At 43.6% G+C, this 25,379-nt stretch carries 20 protein-coding genes; 1 reads left to right on the top strand and 19 read right to left on the bottom strand.

Annotation, left to right across the window (positions count from 1 at the left end; all coding sequences use genetic code 11):
- Nucleotides 1-6 precede the first annotated feature (6 nt).
- The 13 genes from L6I86_RS25795 to L6I86_RS25735 form a co-directional block, all read right to left on the bottom strand.
- Nucleotides 7-765 (bottom strand): SDR family NAD(P)-dependent oxidoreductase, encoded by a 759-nt coding sequence (locus L6I86_RS25795; RefSeq protein WP_236291271.1) that lies wholly within the window; start codon nt 763-765, stop codon nt 7-9.
- Between the two features lie 38 nt (nt 766-803).
- The gene (locus tag L6I86_RS25790) at nt 804-1,199 is read right to left on the bottom strand and encodes a Rid family detoxifying hydrolase (RefSeq protein ID WP_236291270.1); all 396 of its coding nucleotides are present in this window, start codon (nt 1,197-1,199) and stop codon (nt 804-806) included.
- Nucleotides 1,200-1,205: 6 nt separating this feature from the next.
- Nucleotides 1,206-2,501, bottom strand: coding sequence for a M20 family metallopeptidase (locus L6I86_RS25785; RefSeq protein WP_236291269.1), 1,296 nt, complete (start codon nt 2,499-2,501; stop codon nt 1,206-1,208).
- Nucleotides 2,494-3,777 (bottom strand): hypothetical protein, encoded by a 1,284-nt coding sequence (locus L6I86_RS25780; protein ID WP_236291268.1) that lies wholly within the window; start codon nt 3,775-3,777, stop codon nt 2,494-2,496. Before L6I86_RS25780 ends, L6I86_RS25785 begins: the two co-directional genes overlap by 8 nt.
- Nucleotides 3,778-3,839: 62 nt before the next feature.
- Nucleotides 3,840-4,676, bottom strand: coding sequence for a sugar phosphate isomerase/epimerase family protein (locus L6I86_RS25775; protein WP_236291364.1), 837 nt, complete (start codon nt 4,674-4,676; stop codon nt 3,840-3,842).
- 102 nt (nt 4,677-4,778) lie between these two features.
- Nucleotides 4,779-5,717 (bottom strand): GNAT family N-acetyltransferase, encoded by a 939-nt coding sequence (locus L6I86_RS25770; protein WP_236291267.1) that lies wholly within the window; start codon nt 5,715-5,717, stop codon nt 4,779-4,781.
- A gap of 17 nt (nt 5,718-5,734) precedes the next feature.
- On the bottom strand, nt 5,735-6,805 hold the full coding sequence (locus L6I86_RS25765; protein WP_236291266.1) for a response regulator transcription factor: 1,071 nt from the start codon (nt 6,803-6,805) through the stop codon (nt 5,735-5,737).
- 4 nt (nt 6,806-6,809) lie between these two features.
- Entirely contained in the window at nt 6,810-8,612 is a 1,803-nt protein-coding gene (locus L6I86_RS25760; protein ID WP_236291265.1) for a sensor histidine kinase, read from the bottom strand.
- Nucleotides 8,613-8,727: 115 nt separating this feature from the next.
- Nucleotides 8,728-10,701 carry a DUF4838 domain-containing protein gene (locus L6I86_RS25755; RefSeq protein WP_236291264.1) on the bottom strand — a complete coding sequence of 658 codons (1,974 nt, stop codon included), beginning with the start codon at nt 10,699-10,701 and terminating at the stop codon, nt 8,728-8,730.
- 15 nt (nt 10,702-10,716) lie between these two features.
- Complete coding sequence (locus L6I86_RS25750) at nt 10,717-11,583, bottom strand: carbohydrate ABC transporter permease (protein WP_236291263.1); 867 nt, start codon at nt 11,581-11,583, stop codon at nt 10,717-10,719.
- 31 nt (nt 11,584-11,614) lie between these two features.
- Nucleotides 11,615-12,331 (bottom strand): ABC transporter permease, encoded by a 717-nt coding sequence (locus L6I86_RS25745; protein WP_420851932.1) that lies wholly within the window; start codon nt 12,329-12,331, stop codon nt 11,615-11,617.
- A gap of 363 nt (nt 12,332-12,694) precedes the next feature.
- Nucleotides 12,695-14,317, bottom strand: coding sequence for an extracellular solute-binding protein (locus L6I86_RS25740; RefSeq protein ID WP_236291261.1), 1,623 nt, complete (start codon nt 14,315-14,317; stop codon nt 12,695-12,697).
- A gap of 137 nt (nt 14,318-14,454) precedes the next feature.
- On the bottom strand, nt 14,455-15,804 hold the full coding sequence (locus L6I86_RS25735; protein WP_236291260.1) for a hypothetical protein: 1,350 nt from the start codon (nt 15,802-15,804) through the stop codon (nt 14,455-14,457).
- A 422-nt stretch (nt 15,805-16,226) separates the two neighbouring features.
- Here L6I86_RS25735 and L6I86_RS25730 point away from each other — a divergent pair, with 422 nt between their 5' ends.
- Entirely contained in the window at nt 16,227-18,797 is a 2,571-nt protein-coding gene (locus tag L6I86_RS25730; RefSeq protein ID WP_236291259.1) for a LamG domain-containing protein, read from the top strand.
- A gap of 107 nt (nt 18,798-18,904) precedes the next feature.
- On the opposite strand, the gene L6I86_RS25725 is transcribed toward L6I86_RS25730, so the two are convergent.
- The 6 genes from L6I86_RS25725 to L6I86_RS25700 all read right to left on the bottom strand — a co-directional run bounded on the left by L6I86_RS25725 (nt 18,905) and on the right by L6I86_RS25700 (nt 25,363).
- The gene (locus L6I86_RS25725) at nt 18,905-19,735 is read right to left on the bottom strand and encodes a carbohydrate ABC transporter permease (protein WP_236291258.1); all 831 of its coding nucleotides are present in this window, start codon (nt 19,733-19,735) and stop codon (nt 18,905-18,907) included.
- On the bottom strand, nt 19,732-20,631 hold the full coding sequence (locus L6I86_RS25720) for a carbohydrate ABC transporter permease (RefSeq protein WP_236291257.1): 900 nt from the start codon (nt 20,629-20,631) through the stop codon (nt 19,732-19,734). The genes L6I86_RS25725 and L6I86_RS25720 overlap by 4 nt, the downstream gene beginning before the upstream one ends.
- Before the next feature lie 72 nt (nt 20,632-20,703).
- On the bottom strand, nt 20,704-22,014 hold the full coding sequence (locus L6I86_RS25715; protein WP_236291256.1) for an ABC transporter substrate-binding protein: 1,311 nt from the start codon (nt 22,012-22,014) through the stop codon (nt 20,704-20,706).
- A 61-nt stretch (nt 22,015-22,075) separates the two neighbouring features.
- A complete protein-coding gene (locus L6I86_RS25710) occupies nt 22,076-23,815 on the bottom strand; it encodes a cache domain-containing sensor histidine kinase (RefSeq protein WP_236291255.1) in 1,740 nt (579 codons plus the stop codon).
- Nucleotides 23,816-23,838: 23 nt separating this feature from the next.
- Nucleotides 23,839-24,666 carry a response regulator transcription factor gene (locus tag L6I86_RS25705; RefSeq protein ID WP_236291254.1) on the bottom strand — a complete coding sequence of 276 codons (828 nt, stop codon included), beginning with the start codon at nt 24,664-24,666 and terminating at the stop codon, nt 23,839-23,841.
- A 91-nt stretch (nt 24,667-24,757) separates the two neighbouring features.
- Nucleotides 24,758-25,363, bottom strand: coding sequence for a FumA C-terminus/TtdB family hydratase beta subunit (locus L6I86_RS25700; protein WP_236291253.1), 606 nt, complete (start codon nt 25,361-25,363; stop codon nt 24,758-24,760).
- Nucleotides 25,364-25,379: the final 16 nt, after the last annotated feature.

Here is a 25,379-nt window from a genome sequence, read left to right as displayed (position 1 = left end):
CTCCCCTTACGCAAGTTTGATGACTTGGCCGCCATCCACAACAAGGTTGTGGCCTGTCATGTAACGAGATTCGTCTGATGCTAAAAACAATGCAGCATCCGCTATCTCTTCTGGCTGTCCGACTCGGCCCATCGGTATTGTCTTGACATAATCAGCTATGGCCCGAGGATCGTCAATCAATGACTTCGTAAGTCGGGTTTCAATAAAACCAGGACATAACGCATTCACCCGGATTCCGTATGGTGCCAGCTCAAGCGCCATGGACATGCTTAGCAGGTTCATGCCGCCTTTTGTCACATTATAATGTGCCTGCATGGCTTCAGCTTTAATGCCATTTACGCTTGACATATGAATGATAGAGCCGCCCGTCCCCCGTTCCATCATTTCTCGAGCGACTCGCTGACCGGCAAGAAAAGCGCCCTTCAAATTCACGTTCATGTGCTCATCCCAATCTTTTTCGGTGATGTCTAAGAATGAGCTTAATCCACAAATGCCTGCATTGTTAACCAATATATGTACAGCACCCCAACGTTCGATGACTTCATCTACCAACCTGTCAACTTGACTCTTCGCCTGAACATCAACCTGGGCTGTCATTACCTCGCTGCTTACATTTCGAATAAGGCTCGCCGCTTCTTCTAGTGCGGTAAGGCCACGTCCTGCAATCGCCACCTTGGCACCTTCTTTCGCAAAACGAATGGCCGTTTCCAGTCCAATGCCGAGCGAACCTCCAGTAATGATCGCCACTTTTCCTTCAAGCCTCATTGCAATTCCTCCTAGTCAAGACCTAATCCCGCCGATTCTTACCCCTCCGGTAAGACAGCTACAACATCCACTTCAACGCGTACGGTTAATTGGCTGCCGACCGTCGTGCGAACTGGGCGAACGGGTCCTGGGAAAATTTCTTTATACACATGATTAAATCGTTCAAAATCATTTAAATCTGCAAGATGTGCCGTTACTTTAACGACATCTTGCAAAGATGCGCCAGCTGCATGTAGAATCGCTTCCAAGTTGCGAAACACAAGTCTTGTCTGCTCTTCAATCGAACCCTCCACAATTTCTCCAGTTAAGGGATCTAACGGACCCTCTCCCGATGTAAATATAAGATTACCTACCCGTATCCCTTGTGAATAAGGCCCTGTATTTTGTGGCGCTCCGGTTGTGTTTATCTCTACTTTGACCCACTTGTTTACCATTTGAATTTACCTCCCGGATTCTACTCCGCACCATTCAACAATGGCGGTAATATAAATTTTGGCTAGCTTAATCAAGCTCTCAATGTCTACAAACTCGTCTGCCGCATGGGCATTCTCGCCGACTGGGCCAAGGATGACTGCTGGCGTATCTGAATGGCAATTGAACATAAAAGCGTCGCAAGCGAATGGTGCTGTATAGGTTCCAACTGGCATTCCCCATTCCTCTTCTGCTTGTTGCAGCAAAATGGTAGTAAGAGGTGTTTCCGTACTGCTTCCGGGAATAAAACGGGTGATCAACTCCCAATCGACCTCAAGCCCAGCCAGTTCCGGTTGTGTACTTAAGGTGCGAATCACACCCATAAATTCGGACTCCAAAGCTGCAAATGACTCGCCTGGTAAACATTCGACCCAAATTTCAATCATGCATGTGTCCGGGATCCCGTCTGCCATCCCAGGCTCAAAGCCCCCTGCTTGGATCATCGAAAGCACGACCGCAGGACTTTGGGACTCTCCAGTCGGTGTAACGAAAGATTTTCGCATCTGCATATCATTCTGGTAGCTCTCAATGGCTCGGATAAGGTGCGCCATTCCATAAACCGGATTTCGCAGCTCTTCACCGCCAAATCCCATGCCCCCTTTGCCCCGAACTGCGATCCTCCAAGCTACTCCACCCATATGTGAAGCACAGACCCGCAAATTCGTAGGTTCGGGAATGATCGCAGCATCAGCGCGATTCCCGCGAACGCGACCCGCCAAAGTTCCGTTGGCACCACCCATTTCTTCATCGACTACGCTCTCGAAGCTGAGATCACCGAGCAAGTTGATACCTTTTTCCTGCAAATATTGAAAAGCAAGCAAGACGGCAGCGGTACCGCCTTTCATGTCATTTGCACCGCGACCATACAAACGACCTCCAATAATAACAGGTTGGAAGGGATCCTCCGCTGTTTTGCCAGGAATGCCTGGTACGACGTCCGCATGAACGGCGAAGAGCAGCGACCTGCCTTCGCCTGTTCCCTTTTTGGATGCATATAAATTGGGCCTATCCGTATAATTGCGATCCCCCCAGAATGCCTGATGGGTTCTTAGTCCATCTACATCAGATAATGCGTATAGCTCAGTAGCGAAATCGAGACCCTTTAACGCATTCTCAAGGTATTTCTGCATAGGCAATTCATTCCCATTGGGAGGTTTATTTTCACTTGGTATGCAAACCATTTCCAATAGCATTTTCACCAGATTGTCTCTTTGATTCTGTACCCAGTTTTCTAAATCTTGATCGATTAGTATTACTTTACTCAATCTTAATCCCTCCATCCGAACTGCATAGTTGTTGTAAAAGCCCAAGCGCCGTTTCGACCATCCGTTCTCCGGAGTCAGGGGCTAGCCGAGTTCGAGATGTTAAACGCGTCTCGTATCCGCCATGAACGAATGCTTCTCGGGTTGCTACATATCCGTTGACACCGTTCGCATAAGTAGCAATTAATGTATGGGGGGAGGGTGATCTTTGTTTTAGGTCGTGACCGAATTCGACGAATAATTCACATGGAAAGGCTGCGATTGCAGACGCTCCAATTCGAAGAGCCTGAATTTCTACGAATGCTTCCGTTTCCTGCCGTTCACTGAGGGCTAGAAGCTGTTTGGCAAAAAAGATGTCCACCTCCGGTATTGCTTTCTTATTCTCAGGATGTTCAGACGCATGAATCAGTTCTTTAGCTTTCAGGAGATCTTCTGGTGACGGTTTACGAACATTTAGCGAAAGCAACTTGGATCTTCCTTCTATATGAAATGAATTCTCCTTGATGGCTTTTTCTCTCGTTTTGATAACTTCACCCGCTAACACTCTCCCCAATTGGCGGAAGGCGTCAGGCTCGGGTCGTACGTTATGCATAAAATCAAGATGATTAATATTCCCACAAGCCCCGTTAAGAAAAAGACTTATGAACGATTCGCCGTAAACCGCTTTCAATACACGGCTAATTTCTCCAGGAAAGTCTGCGCTATAGCGTTTTCCACCGATCGTGTCAGGATGACAGGCGAAATTCGTGATGACTCCAAGTGGACTTCCGTCCTCGGCATCTAGTCGAATCACGAATACATCTGAATCAATGGGACCTGCCGGCTTCACAATGTCCGGTTTGTTAAAGCCTGGATTCGTCCTCAGACTACCATCTTGCATGAAATAACGGCGGTTGAAAGATATTCCTTCCGCTTTACCTTTGGCGAAACCAATTTGAGCTTTTCGCTTGTTCCCATAAGCCAAAACCGCTGCATCCGCAGCCTTTTTAACTAAGTAAGCCGTATACTCGTCACCATTTGAATCACGATCCCTATATATAGGTCCACCTGTATGGGTATGTGTAGCGGCAACTAAAATATGGGATGCAGGAATTTCAGTAGCTTCTGTTACTCGATTGCGGATGGCATCCACTTCCTCCTTCTCGATCCCTATCGTATCAAGTACGATAATGGCCGTGAAGTTATGCCCGTCACCGATTACTACGGCTTTGACGTACAAGTTGTCTTTAATCCCGAGGGCAGGTCTCGGTGTAAAATAACCTGGTATGGCAAAACCCATCGGGGGTGTAATATCTATTTCGCATAAGCCACATTCCATCATGGTTTGTTCGTTCCTTTCATTTACATCCGGTTACTTATGGGTATGCTGAGTTTCTGCTCGACATAGTCCCTGCAGACCATCAGACTATTCCGAGGGGTGCTTGTTGACTGATCTATTTCAATCGTCATCCAGCCGTCGTATTGGATTTCCTCCAAAAGTCGCACGACAGCCGGGAAATCAATGGATCCAAGCCCCAGTTCGCAAAATATCGGAAGTGCCTCATCTCCGGATAAAATAGGAAATTTAGTGCGATCCGGTTCTTCTGGAGTGACGTCCTTGATATGCATATAAGCAATTCTATCTTTGTATCGCCTCATTACGGTGACAGGATCCATTCCTGCCTTCGTTAGATGGGCAGTATCTGGACAAAAGAAAACGAAGTTCGGGTCTGTCATTTCCATAATGGCATCGAGTTCGTTTTCATCTTGAATTTCCGTATTCAGATGCGGGTGTAGACAGGCTTTTACCCCTAAATCGAAGCATCGCTTGGCGGATTCATTAATCACTCTAGCCGCGGTCTTTAACTCCTCTAATGTCGTACCTCCTGCTGTTCGCGGGCCTCGTGGTCCAAGAACGATCCGATCGCTGCCGTTCTGAGCGGCAAATCTAGCGACACGCGCATTATATGCCACTGTTTCATGAAATTGTGATGCATCACTGAATCGGCCCCCACCGTATAATGCGGATAAAACAAGACCATATTTTTCAAATAATGCTTTAAATTCATCACTTCGATCTTCGCATTTCAGCGCGATTCTTGTAAAAGTTTCACAAGCACGGTAGCCCAGAGACGACGCTTCCTCCATCCCTTTAACGAAATCTTCTTCCCACGTAATTAAATGGCAGGATACTTTCATTTTCAACACCGGTACTCCTCCTTTTTACCCATTGGGAGATATCCTAACTTTATTCTATTTTCCCCAGAATCGGGATGGTATTTTATATGGAAATATGTCTTTTCATGAGTAATCTTCTTTGGCATAAAGCTGGTAGGATTTCCAAATGGAGAACCCTGTTTTGGCATAGAAATCGACTTCTGACGTCCAATCAATGACCATCAGATGATGATTCCTCTCCTGTAATACCCGCATACCTGCCAGTAGAATGGCCTTTCCGTACCCATTACCACGAAAGGGAGCCGCAATGCCTAATGGACCGATGCCACCACATCGCTCTTGAAAGCATGGACTCCAGAATTGATTGCCAGCCAGAATGGGTGAATACTCGTCATTAATACGGCAAAAGCCGATTATCTTACCCAACTTTCGCATGAGGATAAATTCTCTGCCTGTCCCCCCTGATGTAACATACCGGTTTGTTGACTCTTCCCAACGCCCAGGAAAGTATAGATTCAGGAAAGCGAGCAAATCTTCAAGATCTGCTTCTTCAGCAACAGATAGCCTTACTTCCGGACCAATATCGTCTTCTACGATCACCTTATCCCGAAAATCACCTAACAGATCGTAAGTGTTTCCCCGTTGATTGAACCCACGATTCTCAAGCCAGCGTTTGACATTCATAAACTGGGAGGGTACTCCGGGAAAGAAGTGTCCAGAATCCCCGCCTAGGGAAATAGAGCTTACTCCAGCATCTTTTATTGCTTTTTCAGCTAATTTTAACAATGTACCGCCTATACCTAAATTTCTATAGGAAGAATCAACGAGTAGCACTGAAATATAACCCTTACCAAGTTGCTGAACTTTACTTATGACAACCCCCACCGTATAGTCGGACGATGTTCCCTCAACGACAAAAGAACCCTCCGATAAAAAATCCGGGTGGTTCAAACTGTTTTGATACAATAGACGAGAGCGGAGCGGAAAATCACTCCCAATCTCCCGATTCCAGAGTTCACAAACGCCTTCCAAATGGCTAGCACTTAGCTTCATCGTTCGCATTTCCAACCTCCTCATCCTTAATTAAGCCCGTTTTGGCATATTTCTAAGGAATGACGATACTCCGTCGGAGAAAACTTGAAATACTTCTTGAACACTTTAGCAAAATGAGCGTATTCATTATAGCCGACCGCATAAGCAACCTCATACACCTTATTGTTTGGATCACTCAATAACTCGATTGCCTTGTCCATTCGCAATTTGGCTATATATTGGGTGTAGCTTACGCCCACTTCTTCTTTGAATGATTTACTGAAATACGTAGGCGACATCCCTGCAAGTTCAGCAGCATTCATCATGGAAAATGATTCGTTCGAAAAATTCTGATTAATCTGTTTTACGGATTCCAACATATTCTTATGCGAACCCCAATTCCGAATATGTCGGATTTCTTCCATAGCACATTGCAGTACTAGCTTAATATGTCTAGTCAATAGCTCGGCTTGACCGTTCCATTCATAGTCGGGAAGAGCTTTTAATTGTATTCTGTTGCCACTCAGACCCGCAATTTCCGCTTGCAATAAGTAAAACAAGTGAATATACATTTCTTTGAGTCTCGCTGAGTTTGCTCGATACGTTTGCAATCTTTCGTGTATTCCTTCAAGCTGCTCCCAAACAGCGGTCATATTGAGGACCCACATGTGCTTCGCCATCGACTCCGCTTCTACCTTACACACAGCGATCCATTCACTCCGCTCAACGATGCCTTTACGTTCATTGCCGAGTTTCTTCTCAGTTAAAGAAAGCACTCTTAGTACTTCGTCAACATCAAGCGGCTTAAGCAAATAATCGGACACGCCATGTCGGAGTGCCTGTTTGGCATAGCTAAAATCGCTGTAACCGGAAATGATAATTACTTCGGTTTGGAATCCACGGCTTCCGATCTCCTCAGCCAGTCGCAACCCATCCATTACCGGCATTCGAATATCTGTAATCACAACGTCCGGTAAGAACTCGCTAATGAGATCCAGCGCTTCTTGTCCGTTCTCAGCAAATGCACTTACTACAAATGAAGAAGTTTCCTTTTCAATGATTGTCTTTAAACTGCGTTTCACAGATGGCTCATCATCAACAATGATCACTTTATACATGCCTTTACCTCCCTGGCAATGTAATTTCCATATGCGTACCGTTTCGCCCTGACTCACGGATGTATAGTCCGAAAGGTTCTCCGAATGTAAGTCGAAGGCGGCTGTGCACGTTCCACAATCCAAGATTTTTCTCTTGAAACTGATGCTCGCGAACCATTTGCTGAATAGTAACCTCCGTAAATAATCGGTTCAACCTGTTCAACGTCTCTTCTGTCATACCATTCCCTTTGTCAATTAAAGAAATGACGTACGCCCGATCATTTGTAAAACATCCAGAGATTCTCAAATACTCAGGCTTGCGATCATGATCTTCGTAACCGTGTTGAAAGGCATTTTCCACAAGTGGTTGTAAAATGAGACGTACGGTGGAAACTTGCATCGCTTCAACCTCATCAACATCCCACTCCACTTTTAATCCTTCATAGCGCTCTATTTGAATAGACAAATATGTCTGCATATGCTCAATTTCTTCTAAAAGTGTGACCGTTTTTTGTGGATTTCCGACATTATAACGGAACATCTTGGCAATGGAGGTCACCATTTTACTAATCGGCCGTACTCCAGCCTCAATGGCATACGAATTCACTACCTCCAATGTGTTGTATAGGAAATGTGGATTGATTTGCGATTGCAAGATAAGGAGGCTGGACTCCATTTGCTTGATTTCATTTTCCTTTTGTTTCAACTCTGCTATATGTACGACTTCAATTAGCCTTTTTATTTCAGATACCATGTTGTTAAAGCTGCCGAACAAGCTGCCAATTTCTTTACCTTTATGAACTGGCGCACGAACATCCAAATTACCATCTTCAGCTTTACGCATTAGTTTCTGTAGAAGGAGCAGTGAACGTGTTAAGGATAGTGTAAAAGTCCCGACTGCAACTAGAACCAAAGCAACTAAGACGATACCAATAGCAAGGGTAAGATAACGCAGATTCATCAAGCTGCCGATGAGTTCCTCTAGCGGTAACTCATCCACAATGGTCCAGCCTGTCGATTTTAGATCATCGTAAATAACAAGATTCTTCTTGCCTGATGACTGATCAATATAATAGCCGTTCTTCTCTTCTCCTTGTAGACCCGTGTAAGTTGGAACTGCCTCATTAATGTACTTTCCCCACAAATGTTCATCCGGGTGATAGATGATTCGATTCTCCGAATCCATTGCCCAGATCAAATCGGTATTGCCTAGCTTTACGTTTTCCAGCAAACGGGGTATCACTTTATAGTTTACGTCAATAATGAGCATTGCTCTTATTTTGTTTTTTGAAATATCTCGCAAATCGCGCGTGATTGTAAGCACATTCGTGGAGTTAACTTTCCGAACGCCTTCGATGTTAAAGTTTTTGAATGTCCTGTTTGTTGTACGATTTCCCTTATATTCGTTAAAAGCTTCAAGAGAACCACGGTCCTCGTAGCTGCTAACGATCATACCATCATCTGATACAATGGAGAGATTTATAATGTCTGTTCGCACTGACAATATATTTAAAAATAACTCATTATCTATTTTTCTTTTCATAACGTACATGTCGTAAGAATCTGCATTTTTTGAATTTAAAAACTGATTCACTAATGGAGAAGTTAAAACGGGTGATGTGATGGTGCCAAGCTCCACGAAGTAAGAGTCGAGGTTGTCATTAATTTGTTCCACAATTTGACGACTGTAGTTTATCGCGTTGTTTTCGATACTTTGGGTAGACTTTTCGTACCAGATCATGCCAGATACTAAAAAAGGGATTAGAACAAAGCCAAGTACCAGGATGGCCAATTTCACATGCATCGATAGTTTCCTAATTCGGACCATCCTTATCCCACCTAATAGCATTTAAAACTTATTATACCATGGAAGCGTTTCACTTTGGACAACCTTTTCACGTCTTAGGCGTTTATTCGATTTAAAATACTTCGTCGAACAAACACTAGGTAACTTCGCCGCCGAAATGAGTTTTTGTTTCATCATCAAACATCTTGTGCAGCGTTTGAATATACAGAAAAACATCAAAAACCGTCTGGTACAAATCTTCATTCCGCTGAGCATAATCGGACGTCTGTGCCCAAAGTTGTCGCGCTTCCTCCGCCCTACCATCCGCCCTGGCCTCTAACGCAGAAGCAAGAAGACATATCATTTCCGCATGGATTAGTAAATATTCCCATGATTTTGCAATAGTCGGATGAAGCGCAGAGCCTAGGTTTCTCTCCAAAACAGGTCGAAAATCGCTTACTATCTCTTGTACAGACCGCAGCTTGTCAGCTGCTTCGCTGCTGATCCTCGGCTTCTCTCCTCTCATATAAGGCGGATCAAAAAGGTCAGAGATTGTCTCCAAATAATGTAAACAAACTTCGCCTTCGTCTCCGAATGAAGCAATGAAATATTCTTTGGCTAATTGCCTGAAATCTGCTTCATCGTTCCATAACGTTTTTCCAAGGACATACATGCCGAGGCCAGTTGGGAAAAAGGAACGCTGAGTTTGATCACTGATGATTCCGTTTAATCGAAGCATCTTTAAATTTTTGACATCTTGGCTGATCATATCCGCGATTTGGAAATATCCAGGATCAAGATAATGATCCCACATATGATGATACTCGTAAGTAAAGCCATCACCATCAAATAGTTGCTGCCACGCTTTCAAGAAAGCTACATTCTCACGGATATTGGTCGGGAACTTTAGACGGTTTCGAACAAAAGGTTGGATTTCGATACCCGTTGTATCCGAATCATAGCTTCGGCTGTAGGTTCGGCTAATGGGTGCGAATAAAAGCATGAATCGACCCGGATTTGTCAATGTTTCCTTCTCGGGTACCCACAATAGATCCAAATAAAGCAAGAACACGACTCGCGTGCTCAGATTTCTTACAGTCAATTCCTCGTCCAATTCGTTTAACATCAAGATATAAAAATCTGACGGCAAGGCCTTTAGGCAATTTTCACATTCGCAATGGTTATTGAACGCATCAGCTAACCAAAAATGCAGCATATCGATATGGGGGTTATTTTGCGCATGATCTGCAGCGTATTGGACAATCAACCTTCTTGCGTCCGGATTAGAGAAGCATAAATTTGTATTCAGAGGTACACCGTGCCAAAGCTCCCGCTTGCCCTCCACTAAGGCAAAGAAACGGGATTTATCTTCATCCACCGCATAATCTACTGCATCCCAACCTAAACAAGGAAGTCCAAGCGGTTCACCTGTCCAGCCGTGGCCTACAGCGTGATAGATAAGACCACGCTTTTTTATTTCTTTCTCCATTTCGACGGTAAAAGCATCTACTTGATCCACGGTAATGGTCTCGGGTTGTTTGTACTTGTTATGCCGATGACCATACCAACGATCAAAGAATGTATAAGGAGTCTTGAATTCCAAGAAGTAGGAATTGAAACCTGCCTTCGGCGCCCAATGTATGTTGTCCAGCATATTTTCGATGCTGACGGCTCCCTCGATGCAAAGCCCTCTATGCCGATAGGTTGCTTTTTCGTTAACTTTTACATCGATGGTCTCAAGTGCTTTCCTGGGCACATAATCTCCATCTGCTCCGGGTCGCAGCCATCGGCATCCTGCCTCTTCGAGGAACCTATACACACCAAGCAGAACGCTGCGTGGATTGGAACCGGCGATATGTCCCTTCGCATCCTTGACATCAATGTAAATAGCATCGTCCAACTCGGGATTAGCCAATTCAGGCATGGAAATGTCCAAATCACCGAATAAGCCTACCCAAAGGTAAGCAGCTTCGCTCTCGGTATAAAAAGGTTCTTTGCGTGTATCTATTTGATACTCGGGGGACATGAGAAGTAGATATTTCAAAAGCTCTTCAATGGCAAAATGGATTGTAGGTTGATCATGTAACGTTGAAATCGTCATTGTTTTAACATGTTCTTTGTTCAATACCATGAGTAGATAGTCCTCCTATTCTTTTAAGGAGCCCACTGTGGCACCTTTGACAAAATATTTTTGTATAAATGGATAAACGAAAATAATGGGGCCTGTTGCAAATATAATGACAGCTGACTTCATTGATTCGACGGTGTGTTCGAGAATTTGTGATTGGTCGAATTCAAGGGAAAGTTGACTATCCTGAACGATGCCTCGCAAAATAATTTGCAGCGGATACATCTGTTTGTCTCGAATGTAGATCAAAGCATCAAAATAGGAATTCCACTCGCCTACTGCATGAAAAAGTCCTAGAGTCGCAAACACGGGCAGAGACAGCGGGATCGTAATTCGGGCAAAAATTCCGAATTCCGAACATCCATCAATGGATGCAGCATCGAACAACTCGGATGAGATTCCCTGAAAGAATGTTTTCATAATAATGACGCCGAACGCGCCCACTGCTCCTGGAAGAATGAGAGCCCAGTACGTGTTGATCATTCCTAAGTTTTTGATGACTAGAAATTTAGGTATGAGCGGCACTGAGAAAATGAAGGTAACAATAATGAGTTTCAATATTAGTTTACGTCCAGGCATCATTGATCTTGAAAGCGAATAAGCCATCGTTGAGGTAAAAAACAAATAGGCAAGAGTCCCCATAATCGTAATGAAGCAAGTAACGGCCATAGCCCTCCACATATGGGCTTGAGTAAAAATTATTTGATATACAGACGTATTAAACCCTTTAGGCCAAATGAAGACTTGATTTAATTTCACATATTCGTTAGAACTTAGAGAAACTGCAAGTACATGCAGCATAGGAGCAAGCATAGAGAGGCTAAGCACTGTAAAAAACAAACCGTTAATAAAATGAAACAATCGTTCAGATTTATAAATTGGCAATGTATAGTCCCTCCTTTCGCCAAAAGACCTCTTAATAGATACTCTCTCCAGTTACGCGTTTAGCTAACTTGTTCATTCCAAAAATCAATATAAGTCCCACGACTGCTTTGAAAAAGCCAAGGGCCGTCGTATAACTGTATTGGGCCCCTTGAATACCAACCCGATAAATATAGACATCAAACACATCCGCAACGTTACGGTTTAGTGAGTTGGCATAAATCAACATTTCTTCAACACCGGTATCCAGGATGTGTCCGATCCGCAACAGGAGCAAGATGACAAGTGTGGGCATTAAGCTAGGCAGCGTAATGTACCACATTTGCTTCCAGCGGTTCGCACCGTCAACAGTAGCAGCTTCATAGATATTAGGGTTGATCCCAGCAATAGCTGCTAAATAAAGAATCATGCCCCAGCCAACTTCTTTCCATATAGCAGAACTGACTACAATGGCTCTGAAAAACCGTGAATCCTGCAGGAAGATAATTCTATCCATACCGAACCATGCGAGGAGATCATTAATAATCCCTTGAGGATCAAGCAGCTGATAGAAAATTCCTCCAACGATTACCCATGACAAGAAGTGAGGGAAATACAACAGGGTCTGAATTGTACGTTTAAACAGCATGTGCCTGATCTCATTCAGAAACAAAGCGAGAATAATGGGTGCTGGGAAACTAAAAAACAACCTATAAAAACTGATAATAAGGGTATTTTTAAGGAGATGGTAAAAATCATACAATGAAAACATGTTCTTGAAGTGCAAAAAGCCTACCCATTGACTGCCGAAAATACCCTTGAAAATGTCGTATTTTTGAAAAACAATGATATTCCCAAACAAAGGGATATATTTGAATATTGCAAAATGTAATAACCCTGGCAAGCAAATAAGGAATAGAGCCAGTTTGCGATTGGAACCGATCTTGTTAATTAGTAACGTGATGTTAAAACGTGACAGCTTCCGATTTGGAGCGATATTTTTAGTTAAGGAAGTGTTGCTCATCAGAAAACCACCTTTACTTGATTACTCAGCAGCGTATAACGTATTGTTCGAAATGATAGAAATTATAGATGAAAGGGGAAGTTTTCACTTCCCCCCTCAAGTTAATCAACATTATTTCTTTTTGTTTTTAGCATACCAGTCATTTGCTTCCTTGATCGCCTGATCTCCGCCGCGTTTTTTCCAATCAGCCACGAAATTGTCAAAAGCTTTGTCAGGATCAATCTTGCCAATCATAATTTGAGTAAGCGTATCCAGGAACAATGAACCAGCAGCGAAACCAAGTTCTGGTTTTGTTTTGATCGAATCCGGCGTTGGCATGCTCATACTTGGGATCTCGAACAAGTTCTTCTCTTCGTATCCCATGCCTTTTTTAACTAACTCAGGATCAATTACGCCTTCTCTTTTAATCACTTCAGGATCCATCCGTGTATCGCCTGACGGATTCACCATTGTTTGGTATTGCAGTTTTTCATTCGCGTTAGCAGGTAGCTTAGGATCCCAAGTAATTTGACCGTTGGCTTCTGTGTAGTTGCGGTCTTTGATACCGTAACGGAAGAAAGTGTCCTTTTTCGCGTTATCCGAGTAGGTCCAGTCAAGGAATTGGATGAAGCGCTCTGGATTTTTCGCGTTTTTGGTCAGAATATACACTTTTGCGATACCCGTTCCTTTTGGACCGAGTAAATATTTGCCATCGGCTTGCTTCACACCTGGCAGTAAGTCGATTTTCGCGCTTTTTCCAGCAAATTTATCTGGTGTCCAACTATTCAAATTCCGCAAATCATGACTCCAAGTCGCAACTTTATCGTCTTGAATCGCTTTAACCCAGTCCGCGTCTTTCACGTTAATAAAGTCTTTGTTAATATAGCCTTTATCGTATAGCATTTTGTAAAACAACATAGCTTCTTTCATTTTCGGATTAATGATATCCGGGATGAACTGGCCGTTTACATCATGCCAAACAAGCGCACCATTTTCACCCGGTGAAATGCCTTGAGCATAGAAGAAGAAGTTACTGAATCCAAACATACCACGAATTTCATATCCGACTTCGTCATTTTTTCCATTACCATTTAGATCAGTTGTTTTTACCTTTTCGAAGAAAGCAAGATACTCTTCCATCGTCTCAGGTTGTTTCATGCCTAATTTATCGAGCCAATCCTTTCGGATCAGAAGTGCTTGAGGGTTGATTGGCGTTAACAGTTTAGGAATCCCGTAAATTTTGCCATCTTTGCTCAAAGCGGGAAGGGACCAAGTCGCTTCTGGAACTTTTGCCTTAATATTTTTACCGTACTTGTCAATCAAATCGTTCAATGGAAGAAATATGCCATTCTCCACCGCAGTAGCATGTGCAGAGTTAAGAATGGAGTCCGATGTTACAACTTCTGGAATGTCACCAGACGCGAAACGAACAGTCACTTGCTGTGTATAATCGGCCGATGGGATGAATTCATACTTAATCGTAGTCGGCTGACCTGAAAATTCGGAAAATAATCTTGCCATTTCCGTATGATACGGATCCTCTTTTGTCGCCGTCTTGGAGTATGCGTAACCACCATCGTTGGATATAACGTTAAACGTAGCCTGAACCTTGGGTGCCTCTGTTGCCTTGGATGTTTCTGTTGTTGCAGTTGCTTTAGTATCTGTAGCTGAAGGCGCATCATTAGAGCTACATGCTGTAAGCAATACGGAAATACTTACCGTGACTGAGAGTGCTGCGGGTAACCACTTTTTCATGCGTTTTCCCCCTTTACCTTACTTCATATTGGCTATACTTAAACGTTTTACGTTTCTTCTAGCTTAAAAGAAATAGAGACATTCGAATATGGAAGAAATAGTTCATGTTATGTGCTTTTATGACTTATTTACTATGTTTACTCCTCCTTTGGTATATGAAGCCTTTCCTCTGCCTCTTTAACGGCACCAAGGATAATCCATTCATTCTCCGGTACGAAAGGACCACGATACCCATGAAGAACAAATGCCTCCGCTTCGTATCCGCCTTCTTTCAGAATTTGACCCGTAGGAATATAGGTAGGAACCCCGTTGCTGTAGCCTAATACCATGACGTTCATAGTTGAAAATATCCTTTTGATAGATATGGCATATGAAGAGGGAACTTCTCCTTCCAATGCAATGATCCGGAAACCATCTCCCAAACCCCACACTGTGATTGTAAAAGGAAGAACTTGGCGCACACTGCCTTCTTTAATGGCATCAGCCGTTCGTCTGGCCGCTCGTCTTCTGTAATCAGTTTTCGTTTCGTCCCCTACGATGGAGAGCATTTCGGTAAGCCCCCAAGGCTCTGTGAAAAGTCTTACTCCAACCTCAGCAGTTTGCATGGAACCTGTAAGCTTCAGAGCTCCACTCTTGGATAGTGTCCGCATAACATCTTCCGCCAATTCCACCCCAGCTTCTCGCATTTCTTCTACCGTGCATGACTTAAAGCGGTCGTCGATTACGGTTTTCAGCGGTTTAATGTCCGCCCCGCAGCCCTGTAAAAAGATCGCGATGCTGTCAGGAAACGAAGCTTCCAATTCCGTGCAGGCTTGACCAACAAACTCCGCTGAAATCATATTCGGTCCAATACAGGTCGGATGACAACCGTAGCTGAACACAAGTCCTTTAAGCTCGCCTTGTGAGTCAAGCAATTGCAGCACGAAAAGGTCTTGATCTGTTTCTGCTTGGAAATTCGGTTTGAACATCAGGCCTTCTTCCGTCATGAGCCGTCTACTTACCCCTGCATTGGAATTTCCTTTCAATAGTAGAAGAGTGCCTTCTGTTAGATTTTGCGAACAATGCTGCAACAGGCTGATTATCGTATCGCGTATAAAGCGAAAATAGCGGATGTCCTCCGCATAATTGATATCCTTGTCCTTCTCTGGCCATTGTGACTGCCCAAGGCTGTACCCGCCTCTACGCCCTTCACTAGCCTCTCCTGTCAAAAATACAGAGCAATGTGTATGGGAAAAATTAATTAACACCTGCTCGGACTTTAACCCGAAGACTTCTCTTAAAGCTTCCTTGATGCCTGTTACAAAGCTGCGATCCCCGCCAAGTGCATCCAAAGTAATTACTACAAGCGACTCCATACTTTCGAGCCATGCAACTTTAACGAAGATGTCATCTAGCACCCCTTCGCTCTTTCGATCCCTAGTTCCGAAGCCGGCTAGAAAAACAGGCGTATCGGGTGTAATGCTTTGTTTTACGACCGCTAATTTCAAAAGTATCAACTCCTATTTGCATGCGCTCCGCCTCATCAATCACTTATCTTAATTGTACTGGGAGCGATAAAAAAGAAATATGTACAGACATCAAAAATCATGTGTTTTTATGATTGCATCGTCCACAATTGATTTCGCCATAAATTTATAAAAAAACACATATACATGTCATTCCATTTCCTCTATATCTAGAGATGCAGGGAACCCATTTTATATAAAGGAGGTCTTTAATTAGGAATCAGAATTCCAGCAATACAACTAGTTTTGAAGGTAAGGTTTCAAATGTACCATTTACCTTCTGGTCGGATGCTTATCAAGTATGTAGTCATCGTATATTTATACTGACTGCCATCTAGAGATGATTGCATCTGGATGTCCCGATCACAAATCCGGAAATGGAGTGTGAAACGGTGATGAGTTTGATGTCTGTTAAGTTGTTTCAGAAGACCATAATATCCGCTGCTGTTACTCTTCTAATTGTTGCTTCCGCTGTCCTAACTCTCCCCTCTCAAAACGCACTTGCTGCATCCGAATTCACAGTAAATACAGGTACCGTGTTGCAATCCGATTTTGTTGGCAGCGGTACGGAGTACAATCAGAACCTATACGCTTCAATCAGCGCTGTAGACGGAATAACTACTAGTAACATTGGTTTGTTGGAGCGTAAAGTAAAGGCTCTTGATTCGCAGATCGTTCGAATCTTCTACGATTCCAAAGGTGAAGATACCGTCACTTATCCGGATTACATGGCATCCTTCGAGCAAACTGTGGCGTTGGCGCAAAGCTCCGGTGCTGAAGTTAATATCACCTATTGGCATGGTCCTTACACGAATATCACGACGCAGATGCAGACTTTTGCGAATGAGTTGTATCGTCTGAAAGTCACGCTGGGTTATTCCAATGTCAAGTACGTAACGATTCAGAACGAAGTCAACTCAACCTCGATTACGCAAAGCGATTATGAGACGTTCTATCGAACTCTGAACACTCAGCTTACAGCGCTTGGGATTAAGAGCGGTATCAAGTTTATCGGTGGCGATCTGTTACTTACTAATCAACAGTCCTGGTTCGATTACATGGATGCCCACATGACCGATATCCTTGATGGTTACTCCATTCACATTTACTGGGACTATGATGATGTTCAGTATGGGATAGATCGTTTAGATGGTGTACGCACCATTATTAATGGTTTATCAGCAGCTGGGCAGAAACCAGTGTACATCATGGAGTATGGTGTGCGTGGTGATAAGAGCACTTGCACTTACGACCCAGGTTGCTTGAACGGCACATCTATCCCTATCACAGATACCGTAGTCAGTGCTTATGAGCATGCCGAATTTACGATGAATGCCATGAAGCGGAAGTTCGTTGCCCTGACGAAATGGGATGCTTACAAAGCGAAGTATGATAATGGTACACAGTACCACAGCGAAATTGGCAGTGGGACTGATGGCTATCCCTTGAAGCCAGTGTACAATGCAACTCGGTTGTTCACACACACAGCTAACAGCCACTGGAATCTTGTGAGTGTAACAGGTACGGTTACTGGCAAGATCGTGAATGCCTTGAAGGATCCAAACTCAAGCAATTTGGCAGTCTATGCACTGAACGACACTGGTGCTACGACAACTATTTCGTTTAACGGCGTTGGCGCAAATACAGCGTTCCGATTGTTCGTTTGGAATGAGAATGGTGATGGTGGTATTACCGACAAAGGTACAGTTTCCGCTGACTTCATCGGGCATACCCAAGTACGTCTAAATCCGCAAAGTTTTGCAGTCTTTACAACACTGAATGTGACGGACTTGGAACGTCAAGCTTATTACAAGTTCAACGAAACAAGTGGCTCGGTCGCAGCTGACAGTACGGAATATGCGCGCAATGCTACCGTAGTAAATGGCGGGGGTTGGATCAGCGGCCAAATAAATAATGCCTTACAGTTTAACGGAACAACTACTTATGCTACGGCCCCACACATATTGAACCCAGTTTCTCCATCTGGCTACGGCAGATTTAGTGCAACGGCTTGGGTGAAGTTAGATGCTGCCTCAGGCTCACAGTATATCATCCAACAGGATGGTACTAACGGTAAGATTTGGCTTAATCGGTACTCTGACGGTCGACTAGAAACCTTTCTCGGTGGCGTTGGAACGTTCTCTACTGGTACAATTCCGGTTGGTACGTGGACACATGTCGGAGTAACCTATGATGGTGCTACCCTCCGTCTTTTCTTGAACGGGGTGCAGGATGGATCCCGGACTATTGCTCTTGATTCAGAGCCTACGGGCGGAATGATTTTCGGTGCGAGTAAGTCCTTCGGTAACCTCTGGAATGGTGGGATCGATGAAGTCTCCATCTACAATCGCCAACTCACTGCAACAGAAATGAAGGACCAGTACAATAGCACCTGGTGGAAGTTCAACGAGACTTCCGGTTTTGTAGGCAGCGACTCAGCAAGCTATAGCCAATCAGCTACTCTGACTAACGGCGCAAGCTTCGCTTCAGGTCGAGTTGGCAATGCCCTTTACTTGGATGGCATAGACGATTATGCTACTACACCTAACGTTGCAAATCCAGGCACAAGCAGTTTCACGGCAACGGCTTGGGTGAAACATGATGGTGCTGCCAGTACTGCTAAATACGTAATACAGCAGGATGGTACAAATGGAAAAATTTGGTTGTATCGTGATAGCACAGGCGTTGTCGGAACCTACCTCGGCGGGTTACCGCTACTTGGTACTACCAACATTCCAGTTAATCAATGGGTCCACCTTGCAGTAACTTACGATGGTACGACGGCGAAAGTCTACATGAACGGTGTTCTGGAGAATTCCGCTGCTAGAAGCGTCACTTCCGAAGCTAGTGGTATAATCATTGGCGCAAGTAAAACTTTCGGAAACCTTTGGAAAGGCTGGATCGATGATACTCAAGTATTTAATCGTGCACTAAGTAGTACCGAAATCTCGGATCAATACGAACTGGGACGTTAATTCCAGTATAAAAAGAGCAGCTGCCAACTTTTCTCGGCATGCTGCTCTTTCCAATTATCGTGAATTCATTTGATACTTATCGCTTCCTTACACCACTTCCATTGGCCTTATCCTTTTAAAGCACCCGCCTGCAGCCCGCTGACAAAGTATTTTTGCAAAAATAAGAACATGACGATAACCGGGGCCAATACGAGTATAAATCCGCCAAACAACAAGCTTAGATCGGTCTGGCCTAGGTCTGAGAAAAACTTGTACAAACTCAATGTAACTGTGGGATATTTATTCGAGGTTAGTAGTACAAGGGGCAACAACAGGTCATCCCATATGTGTACGAATTGAAAAATAAATAGTGTGGCGCTGATCGGCTTCATCAGTGGGAAGACTATTTGAACGAACAAACGGAGCGTTGAACATCCTTCTATCTTGGCGGCTTCCTCCAGCTCAATAGATATTCCCCGGATAAAGCCGACAAACATAAATATGCTGAACGAGGAAAGAACCCCGATATAAACTGCTGAGATGCCGAACAAGTTGTTATACAGATGGAATTTTTTCAAAACAAAGATAAGTGGGATGAAGGCCGCTTGAATTGGCATCAAAATGAGCGATACGTAAAACCAATAAACGGACTGAAAAAACCAATGATTGATCCTAGCGATGGCGTACGCGGCCATGGCAGAAAAGAAAATGATATACGTCAAACTCATTATGGCAATGGAAAAAGTGACGGCATATGCTTTAAGTATTTCCATTGCTTTAAATGCTCTAATAAGGTTATCCAGCCCAATGCTGAAATCTGGGAAACCTAATGGGTGCTGTTGAATTTGATTATTGGACTTCAGAGAATTTACCGCAATTAAATACAATGGGATGCTGTATAAAAGAGCTAACAATAGGACGGATCCTTCGAACATTCTTTTTTTCATTCGCGGATTCATTCATATGCCCTCCCCTCATATTTCTTGGTCACAACGACGAACAGCAGCGTAATGGCTAGTACAAATATGACCAATACGCAAGCGGCCGCCATTCCGTAAGCCAAATCAAGCGATTGAAAAGCGTTTCTGTAAATTCGGATCGCGAGCGTCTCGCTAGCTCGTGCAGGGCCTCCACCCGTCAAGGCAAACGGTAGGTCGAATAGCTTGAGCCCGGACGCCAATCCGATGAGGGTGTTTACCGTTATACCTGGTGCAATCATCGGCAGGATGATGCTGAAAAATTTTCGACTGGGTGAAGCCCCATCCATGATGGCCGCTTCTTTTATCTCATTGGGAACGAACTGCAGGGCAGCCAAGTAGACAATCATTATTGGTCCGGTCAGCTGCCAAACCGCTACCAGGATGATTGTGTAAGCCACAAAGTCGGGTGAATCAACCCATAAAACTTTTATTGGTTTTCCCATTAGACTGCTGAGGATTTTGTTCATTAACCCGTTGTTCGTGTCCAAAATATAGCCCCACACGTAAGCCCCTAAAACGATTGGAAGTAGTTTAGGGAAATAAAACAGCGTCCGCATCACATTTTTCGTCTTGAATGCCTGATTGACGGCGAGAGCTAGCAGCATACCGATTGCATTCGTCAGTAAGGCAATTGCAACTCCCATCCATAGTGTTCGATACATTGTCCTGACGAAAGACGCGTCCGAAAATATTCGCTGATAATTTCTGAAGCCAATAAAACGGTACTCGCCCAATCCGTCCCAATTTGTAAAGCTGTAGTACATGGTTTGAAATACGGGGACGAGCATAAATGTGACAATCATAATAGAAATAGGAAGCAAGAATAGAATGCCGATCCAAAACGTTTTGAGGTTTAATGATCCTTTGCTTCGCATGTGCGCATTCCTCCAAACTTTTAGCAAAAAAGGAGAGAAACATGAAGTCTTCCCTCCAACCGAAACAACGGTTTATTTTTTGATTTTATCGTTGTATTCCTTGATCCACTCGTCTGCCGCTTTGTTCACATCACTGCCGAATGTAACGCCTTGCGCCGTCTCGGCCAACTTGATGAAAACCGGATTCGTCATCGGTTTCAGGTTGGCGAATGTAATGACTCTTCCGGATTTCAGCCAGTTTTGCGTATCCGCAAATACCGGTGAAACCTCGCCAATGCCAGGCATCGCCGACATGTTTTGTTTAGCCTTAATAATCTTGGCAAAATTTTCTTTGCTAAAGAACCAATTCATGAACGTTTTGGATTCTTCTAGATGCTTCGACTTCGCATTAATCGTCAAACCGTCCTCAATCGTATAAATATAACTGTTATCCTTATCTGACGAGTAAGGCAAGTTCATGAAGCCCCATTTGAAGTTCGGGTTATTCTGCTCGATATTCGGCATGGACCACGTACCACCAAGCACCATAGCCGCCTGGCCTTTTGCAAAAGCCTGATAACCCTGTTCGATGGCATATGTGTAGCTTCCGGTCAGCACGTATTTATTCAATTTATTGAATCGATCATAGCCTTCTAACAAGACATCCCTGTATTTTGTCCAATCTACTTTATTGTTTAAATAGGCGGTCTGGAAATCCTTATCTGTAAGCCCTTTATTTCCGAACGTCCAGTGGAACACATTGCCGATGGCCGTAGCCCATTTGCCTGCGTAAACAAGTAGTGGTACGTTCTTCGCTTTCAGCTTTTCTCCGGCATCCATCAACTCCTCCCAAGTTTGCGGAGGCTTCGAATAGCCGATGGACTCTAAGAGGGGGATATTGTACGCAAATCCCACGAAACCTAGACCAGTTGGAAACTCCGCCATTTTCCCGTCTACAGTAACACCACTGCGAACATCATCAGAGAAATTTTTGGCTGCTTCTAACTGACTCATATCATATAGATATCCCGCCTTGTTAGACAGTGCGGTCAACTCTTGTAGAGCATTAAGCTGGTATATGTCTGGCATTTCAGCCGTCGTGATCATAGTTTGTAGCTTTGCATTTCTTTGATCGGCGGGAAGCGTCTCCAGTTCCACATTGATTTCCGGGTGCACTTTCTTGAATTCGTTAATCATGCCTAATACCATATCCCTGTTGACGATCAAACCTTCAGCGATCTGCATTGTGAGCGTAACCGGATCCTTCTTCACCTCGGGCTTTATGCTGCTTTGCGGCAGCGGCTTGTCTGTGCTGAGATTGGACGATTCATTGCTAGAGCACCCTACCGACAACACTAGCAGCAGCGCACAGATGACACCCCATGAAATAGATTTACGGAACAAAGGCACAACCTCCTTTTATATATTATCCTTATTATAAAAGGCTTTCATTTTTCGTACTATCCTACGGAATTAGCATATCATTCGTACAAATTTGCTGAGATAGATAATCTTGCTTCATTACGACGTACGTACCCTCACTGGGGACACTGTGTAAATGGAAAGTTGCATTGTCAGACTGAAGTAAGAAACGTTGTGCTGTTACGTATAGCCCTGTTCCCCAATCTTTCAACTCGTCTACGTTGTCCCGGGTCAATTGCAGATCGATCGGCTCCGAAAAGCCTCTGCCGTTATCCCTAACTTCAAAGCAAAGCCGGCCGGCATCCACATAGACTTTTATCAGTAGTTTGGCATTTATGTTGATTTGTTCGAACCCGTGAATGAATGCATTCTCGATAATGGGTTGTAGAATGAGCTTATTTACCTTAAATGACATAATCCGATCCTCAAATTCAATCTGAACGCCCACCTGCTTGCCAATCAACTGCTGCTGTAAAAAGATATAATCTCTCAACCATGTGAGTTCTTGCGCACATGTCACTTTCTCACCAGGACGGGTCGTCGTATACCGTAGTATTACGGACAGAGCTACAATCAAATCGGATGATTTATCTGGATCTCCCTCGTATACACGGCATTGGATCAAATCGAGCATATTATAAATAAAGTGAGGGTTGATTTGCGACTCCAGTGACTTCATCTGGAAGTAAAGCTTTTCCTGATAATCCTTCTTCTGATTTTCGAATAGACGCTGAATCTCTGTCGTCATTTCATTGAAAATATCACATAACATCCCGAGCTCGTCGGTTGAATATTTTCCGATTTTCACATGAAAATGACCTTCCTTGGCTTTCTCCATCTTATCCGCCAATATGTACAAAGGTTTTAGTTGACGAGTTACAAACCCGATAATCACAGCCAGCATGAGGAAATTTGCAATCACAAATAACCCGTTGTTCTGGATTAAAGGCACGATGTAACTCCGTGAAAGACGCTCACTAGAGAGATAGGCCCTGACTTCCCAGTTGTAAGGTTGGATCGTTTGTTTAAATATATGGGAAGCATCTACCGGGATTCGCTCGATATGGTCATTTGAATATATGGGCTTCTCTTGCGAGTCGGTTACAAATGTTTTGATCAACTCGTTATCTGAAGGCGACTTTAATAATTGCTCGAATATGGAGGTATTTACGGATATCAAACTAATACCCAAGGGCCGCAGATCGACAGGACTACGAATCACTTGACCAAATGAGATGTAAGTGGATGGATCAACAGCTTGAAAATAGGATTCATGAGCAGAGAACACCGAATTGACCGGACCGTTTGCCTTAATTTGTTGAAACCAGGGTTGTTCCTTGTAGGATGACAAGAAGTCTGAAACATATACTTGCGCGGATTGATTGGAGCGTTGATAAATAATATTACCCTGCATAGAGAGGTAGGTGAACATGATCTGAGCATTCATTTGACTGAAGAACTGATTGCTTAGTTGCGTAAATACAGCGTTCACATAGGAGTCATTTGTTAGAGAAGGGTTGTCCGATAATAATTTCAGCTTGTCGAAAAGCAAGTTATCGCTCTGATAATCCCGGTAAATGGTATCGTTCATTTTCTCTATGGAAACGAGGTTTTGACGAAGAATTTGTATGGAATCCCCTAGAATCGTTTCATATTGATGAACAACAATCCCCCGAGTAATGCCTAGCCAAGATTGAAACAGGACAAATTCAAAGAATAGGAGAGGAATGCTAATAAAAACAATAAAACCAATCACAATTTTTTTGCGTAGGGACGACTTCATATGGGATGGATATATGGAATCCCTCATATCGAAAACTCATTGGGTTTAATTAATCTTTGTTTGTATTCCGAAGCGGTTAAACTCGTTAGTTTACGAAATAACCGGCCAAAGTAGGTGATATTGCCAAAACCTATCATTTTAGCGATGTCGCCGATTTTCATTTCCGTATCATCCATAAGGGTTTTAGCAAGATTGATGCGAAAACTGTTTAGAAATTGAATTAAGTTCATCCCTACCTTTCTAGAGAATATGCGGCACAAGTGACTCTCACTAACATGTAATCTGTCAGCCAAACTGTTTAGTGTTATTGCATGCATGTACTCAGTACTGATAATTCTTAGCACTTGTAGGACGACCTCATCCGTAATTTTCTTCTCATGAATTAATAAATTTACTTGCTTTTCTGCATAAGATCCCAAAGGATATTGTGGAAACCCGTATACTGTTGATATGCCGGTTGTCATCAATCCGATTCGCGCATCCATATCATCCGCCAGCCGTACCAGCACCTCTTCAAGAATAGAATTGGATATAGGCTTCAATAAGTAATCGAATGCGCCACTGCGAATAGCTCGTTGTGTGTACGGAAAATCGGCATAAGCCGATAAAATAATGCATTTCGTTTGCTGCTTCTCTTCCTTGTTTAACCGCTCCAATAGCTCCAAGCCATCCATAAAAGGCATACGGATATCGATAAAGGCTGCATCTGGCCGTGTTACTTGAATCATCTTCAAACCGTCCAAACCGTTGTACGCCTTGCCAACAATCTCATAGTCATCATGCAGCCTTGAAATTCGTTTGGCCAATACGTTGCACAATTCCTGTTGATCTTCCACAACGACAATTCGCATACTAAGCACCCCATTCCATATAGGTAAAATCTGGATACTACGGAGTAAGTTGAAACGGAGCCTGTAAACTCGCTAGGCTCCGTGTTTGTCGTTATTTTATACCTAAACGCCCATAAACCTTATCGAGATTATTTATGGCTTGGGTTTTTACATCTTTATACAGATTCCCACCATAGCTATCTACTGAAACGAGCAGCGGACCGAAATCTTTAACTCGCAGCTTCCATATCGCTTCAGGCATTAGATCTTCCCACCATACATCTTCAATTTCTTCAATCTGTATGGTCTCGAGCGCTGCAGCTCCTCCGACAATGGAGAAGTAAACGCCTCCAAGATCAACACAAGCCTGTGCACCAGGTTCAAGCATACCGCCTTTTCCAGTGATCGCTTTAACGCCAAATTGATCGAATAAACCTTCTACAAAACGATCCATTCGCGTACTTGTTGTTGTACCAATACATACCTTTTCGTACTTACCATTTTCCAGCTTCTTGACCCCAGGTGCTGTATGAATCGTTACGGCACCTCTAAGTTGAGGTATTAAATCCTCCGGCGGATCGGTCTTATGATCGAATATTCGGATTAGGTTTGCATCGCGAATACCGAAGATATGTCCGTTGACTGTAACGGTATCTCCTACTCGAAGCTGTTTAACGAATTCGTCTGTCATAGGCGTTTGAAGAAGATGGTGTGCCATGGGAATCCCCCTCTCT

This window comes from Paenibacillus allorhizoplanae (genome assembly GCF_927798215.1).
GTDB classification, from domain to species: domain Bacteria; phylum Bacillota; class Bacilli; order Paenibacillales; family NBRC-103111; genus Paenibacillus_E; species Paenibacillus_E allorhizoplanae.
The sequence above is the reverse complement of the archived record's forward strand: the minus strand, read 5'-3'. Positions and strand labels throughout refer to the sequence as shown.

Bases quoted from the DNA above. Each gene is read 5' to 3' on its own strand.
- L6I86_RS25775 (WP_236291364.1), bottom strand. From the start codon at position 4,676: ATGAAAGTATCCTGCCATTTAATTACGTGGGAAGAAGATTTCGTTAAA.
- L6I86_RS25740 (WP_236291261.1), bottom strand. From the start codon at position 14,317: ATGAAAAAGTGGTTACCCGCAGCACTCTCAGTCACGGTAAGTATTTCC.
- L6I86_RS25760 (WP_236291265.1), bottom strand. From the start codon at position 8,612: ATGGTCCGAATTAGGAAACTATCGATGCATGTGAAATTGGCCATCCTG.
- L6I86_RS25795 (WP_236291271.1), bottom strand. From the start codon at position 765: ATGAGGCTTGAAGGAAAAGTGGCGATCATTACTGGAGGTTCGCTCGGC.
- L6I86_RS25730 (WP_236291259.1), top strand. From the start codon at position 16,227: ATGTCTGTTAAGTTGTTTCAGAAGACCATAATATCCGCTGCTGTTACT.
- L6I86_RS25755 (WP_236291264.1), bottom strand. From the start codon at position 10,701: ATGGTATTGAACAAAGAACATGTTAAAACAATGACGATTTCAACGTTA.
- L6I86_RS25770 (WP_236291267.1), bottom strand. From the start codon at position 5,717: ATGCGAACGATGAAGCTAAGTGCTAGCCATTTGGAAGGCGTTTGTGAA.
- L6I86_RS25780 (WP_236291268.1), bottom strand. From the start codon at position 3,777: ATGGGTTTTGCCATACCAGGTTATTTTACACCGAGACCTGCCCTCGGG.
- L6I86_RS25700 (WP_236291253.1), bottom strand. From the start codon at position 25,363: ATGGCACACCATCTTCTTCAAACGCCTATGACAGACGAATTCGTTAAA.
- L6I86_RS25720 (WP_236291257.1), bottom strand. From the start codon at position 20,631: ATGCGAAGCAAAGGATCATTAAACCTCAAAACGTTTTGGATCGGCATT.
- L6I86_RS25725 (WP_236291258.1), bottom strand. From the start codon at position 19,735: ATGAATCCGCGAATGAAAAAAAGAATGTTCGAAGGATCCGTCCTATTG.
- L6I86_RS25705 (WP_236291254.1), bottom strand. From the start codon at position 24,666: ATGCGAATTGTCGTTGTGGAAGATCAACAGGAATTGTGCAACGTATTG.
- L6I86_RS25745 (WP_420851932.1), bottom strand. From the start codon at position 12,331: ATGTTTTCATTGTATGATTTTTACCATCTCCTTAAAAATACCCTTATT.
- L6I86_RS25790 (WP_236291270.1), bottom strand. From the start codon at position 1,199: ATGGTAAACAAGTGGGTCAAAGTAGAGATAAACACAACCGGAGCGCCA.
- L6I86_RS25710 (WP_236291255.1), bottom strand. From the start codon at position 23,815: ATGAAGTCGTCCCTACGCAAAAAAATTGTGATTGGTTTTATTGTTTTT.
- L6I86_RS25765 (WP_236291266.1), bottom strand. From the start codon at position 6,805: ATGTATAAAGTGATCATTGTTGATGATGAGCCATCTGTGAAACGCAGT.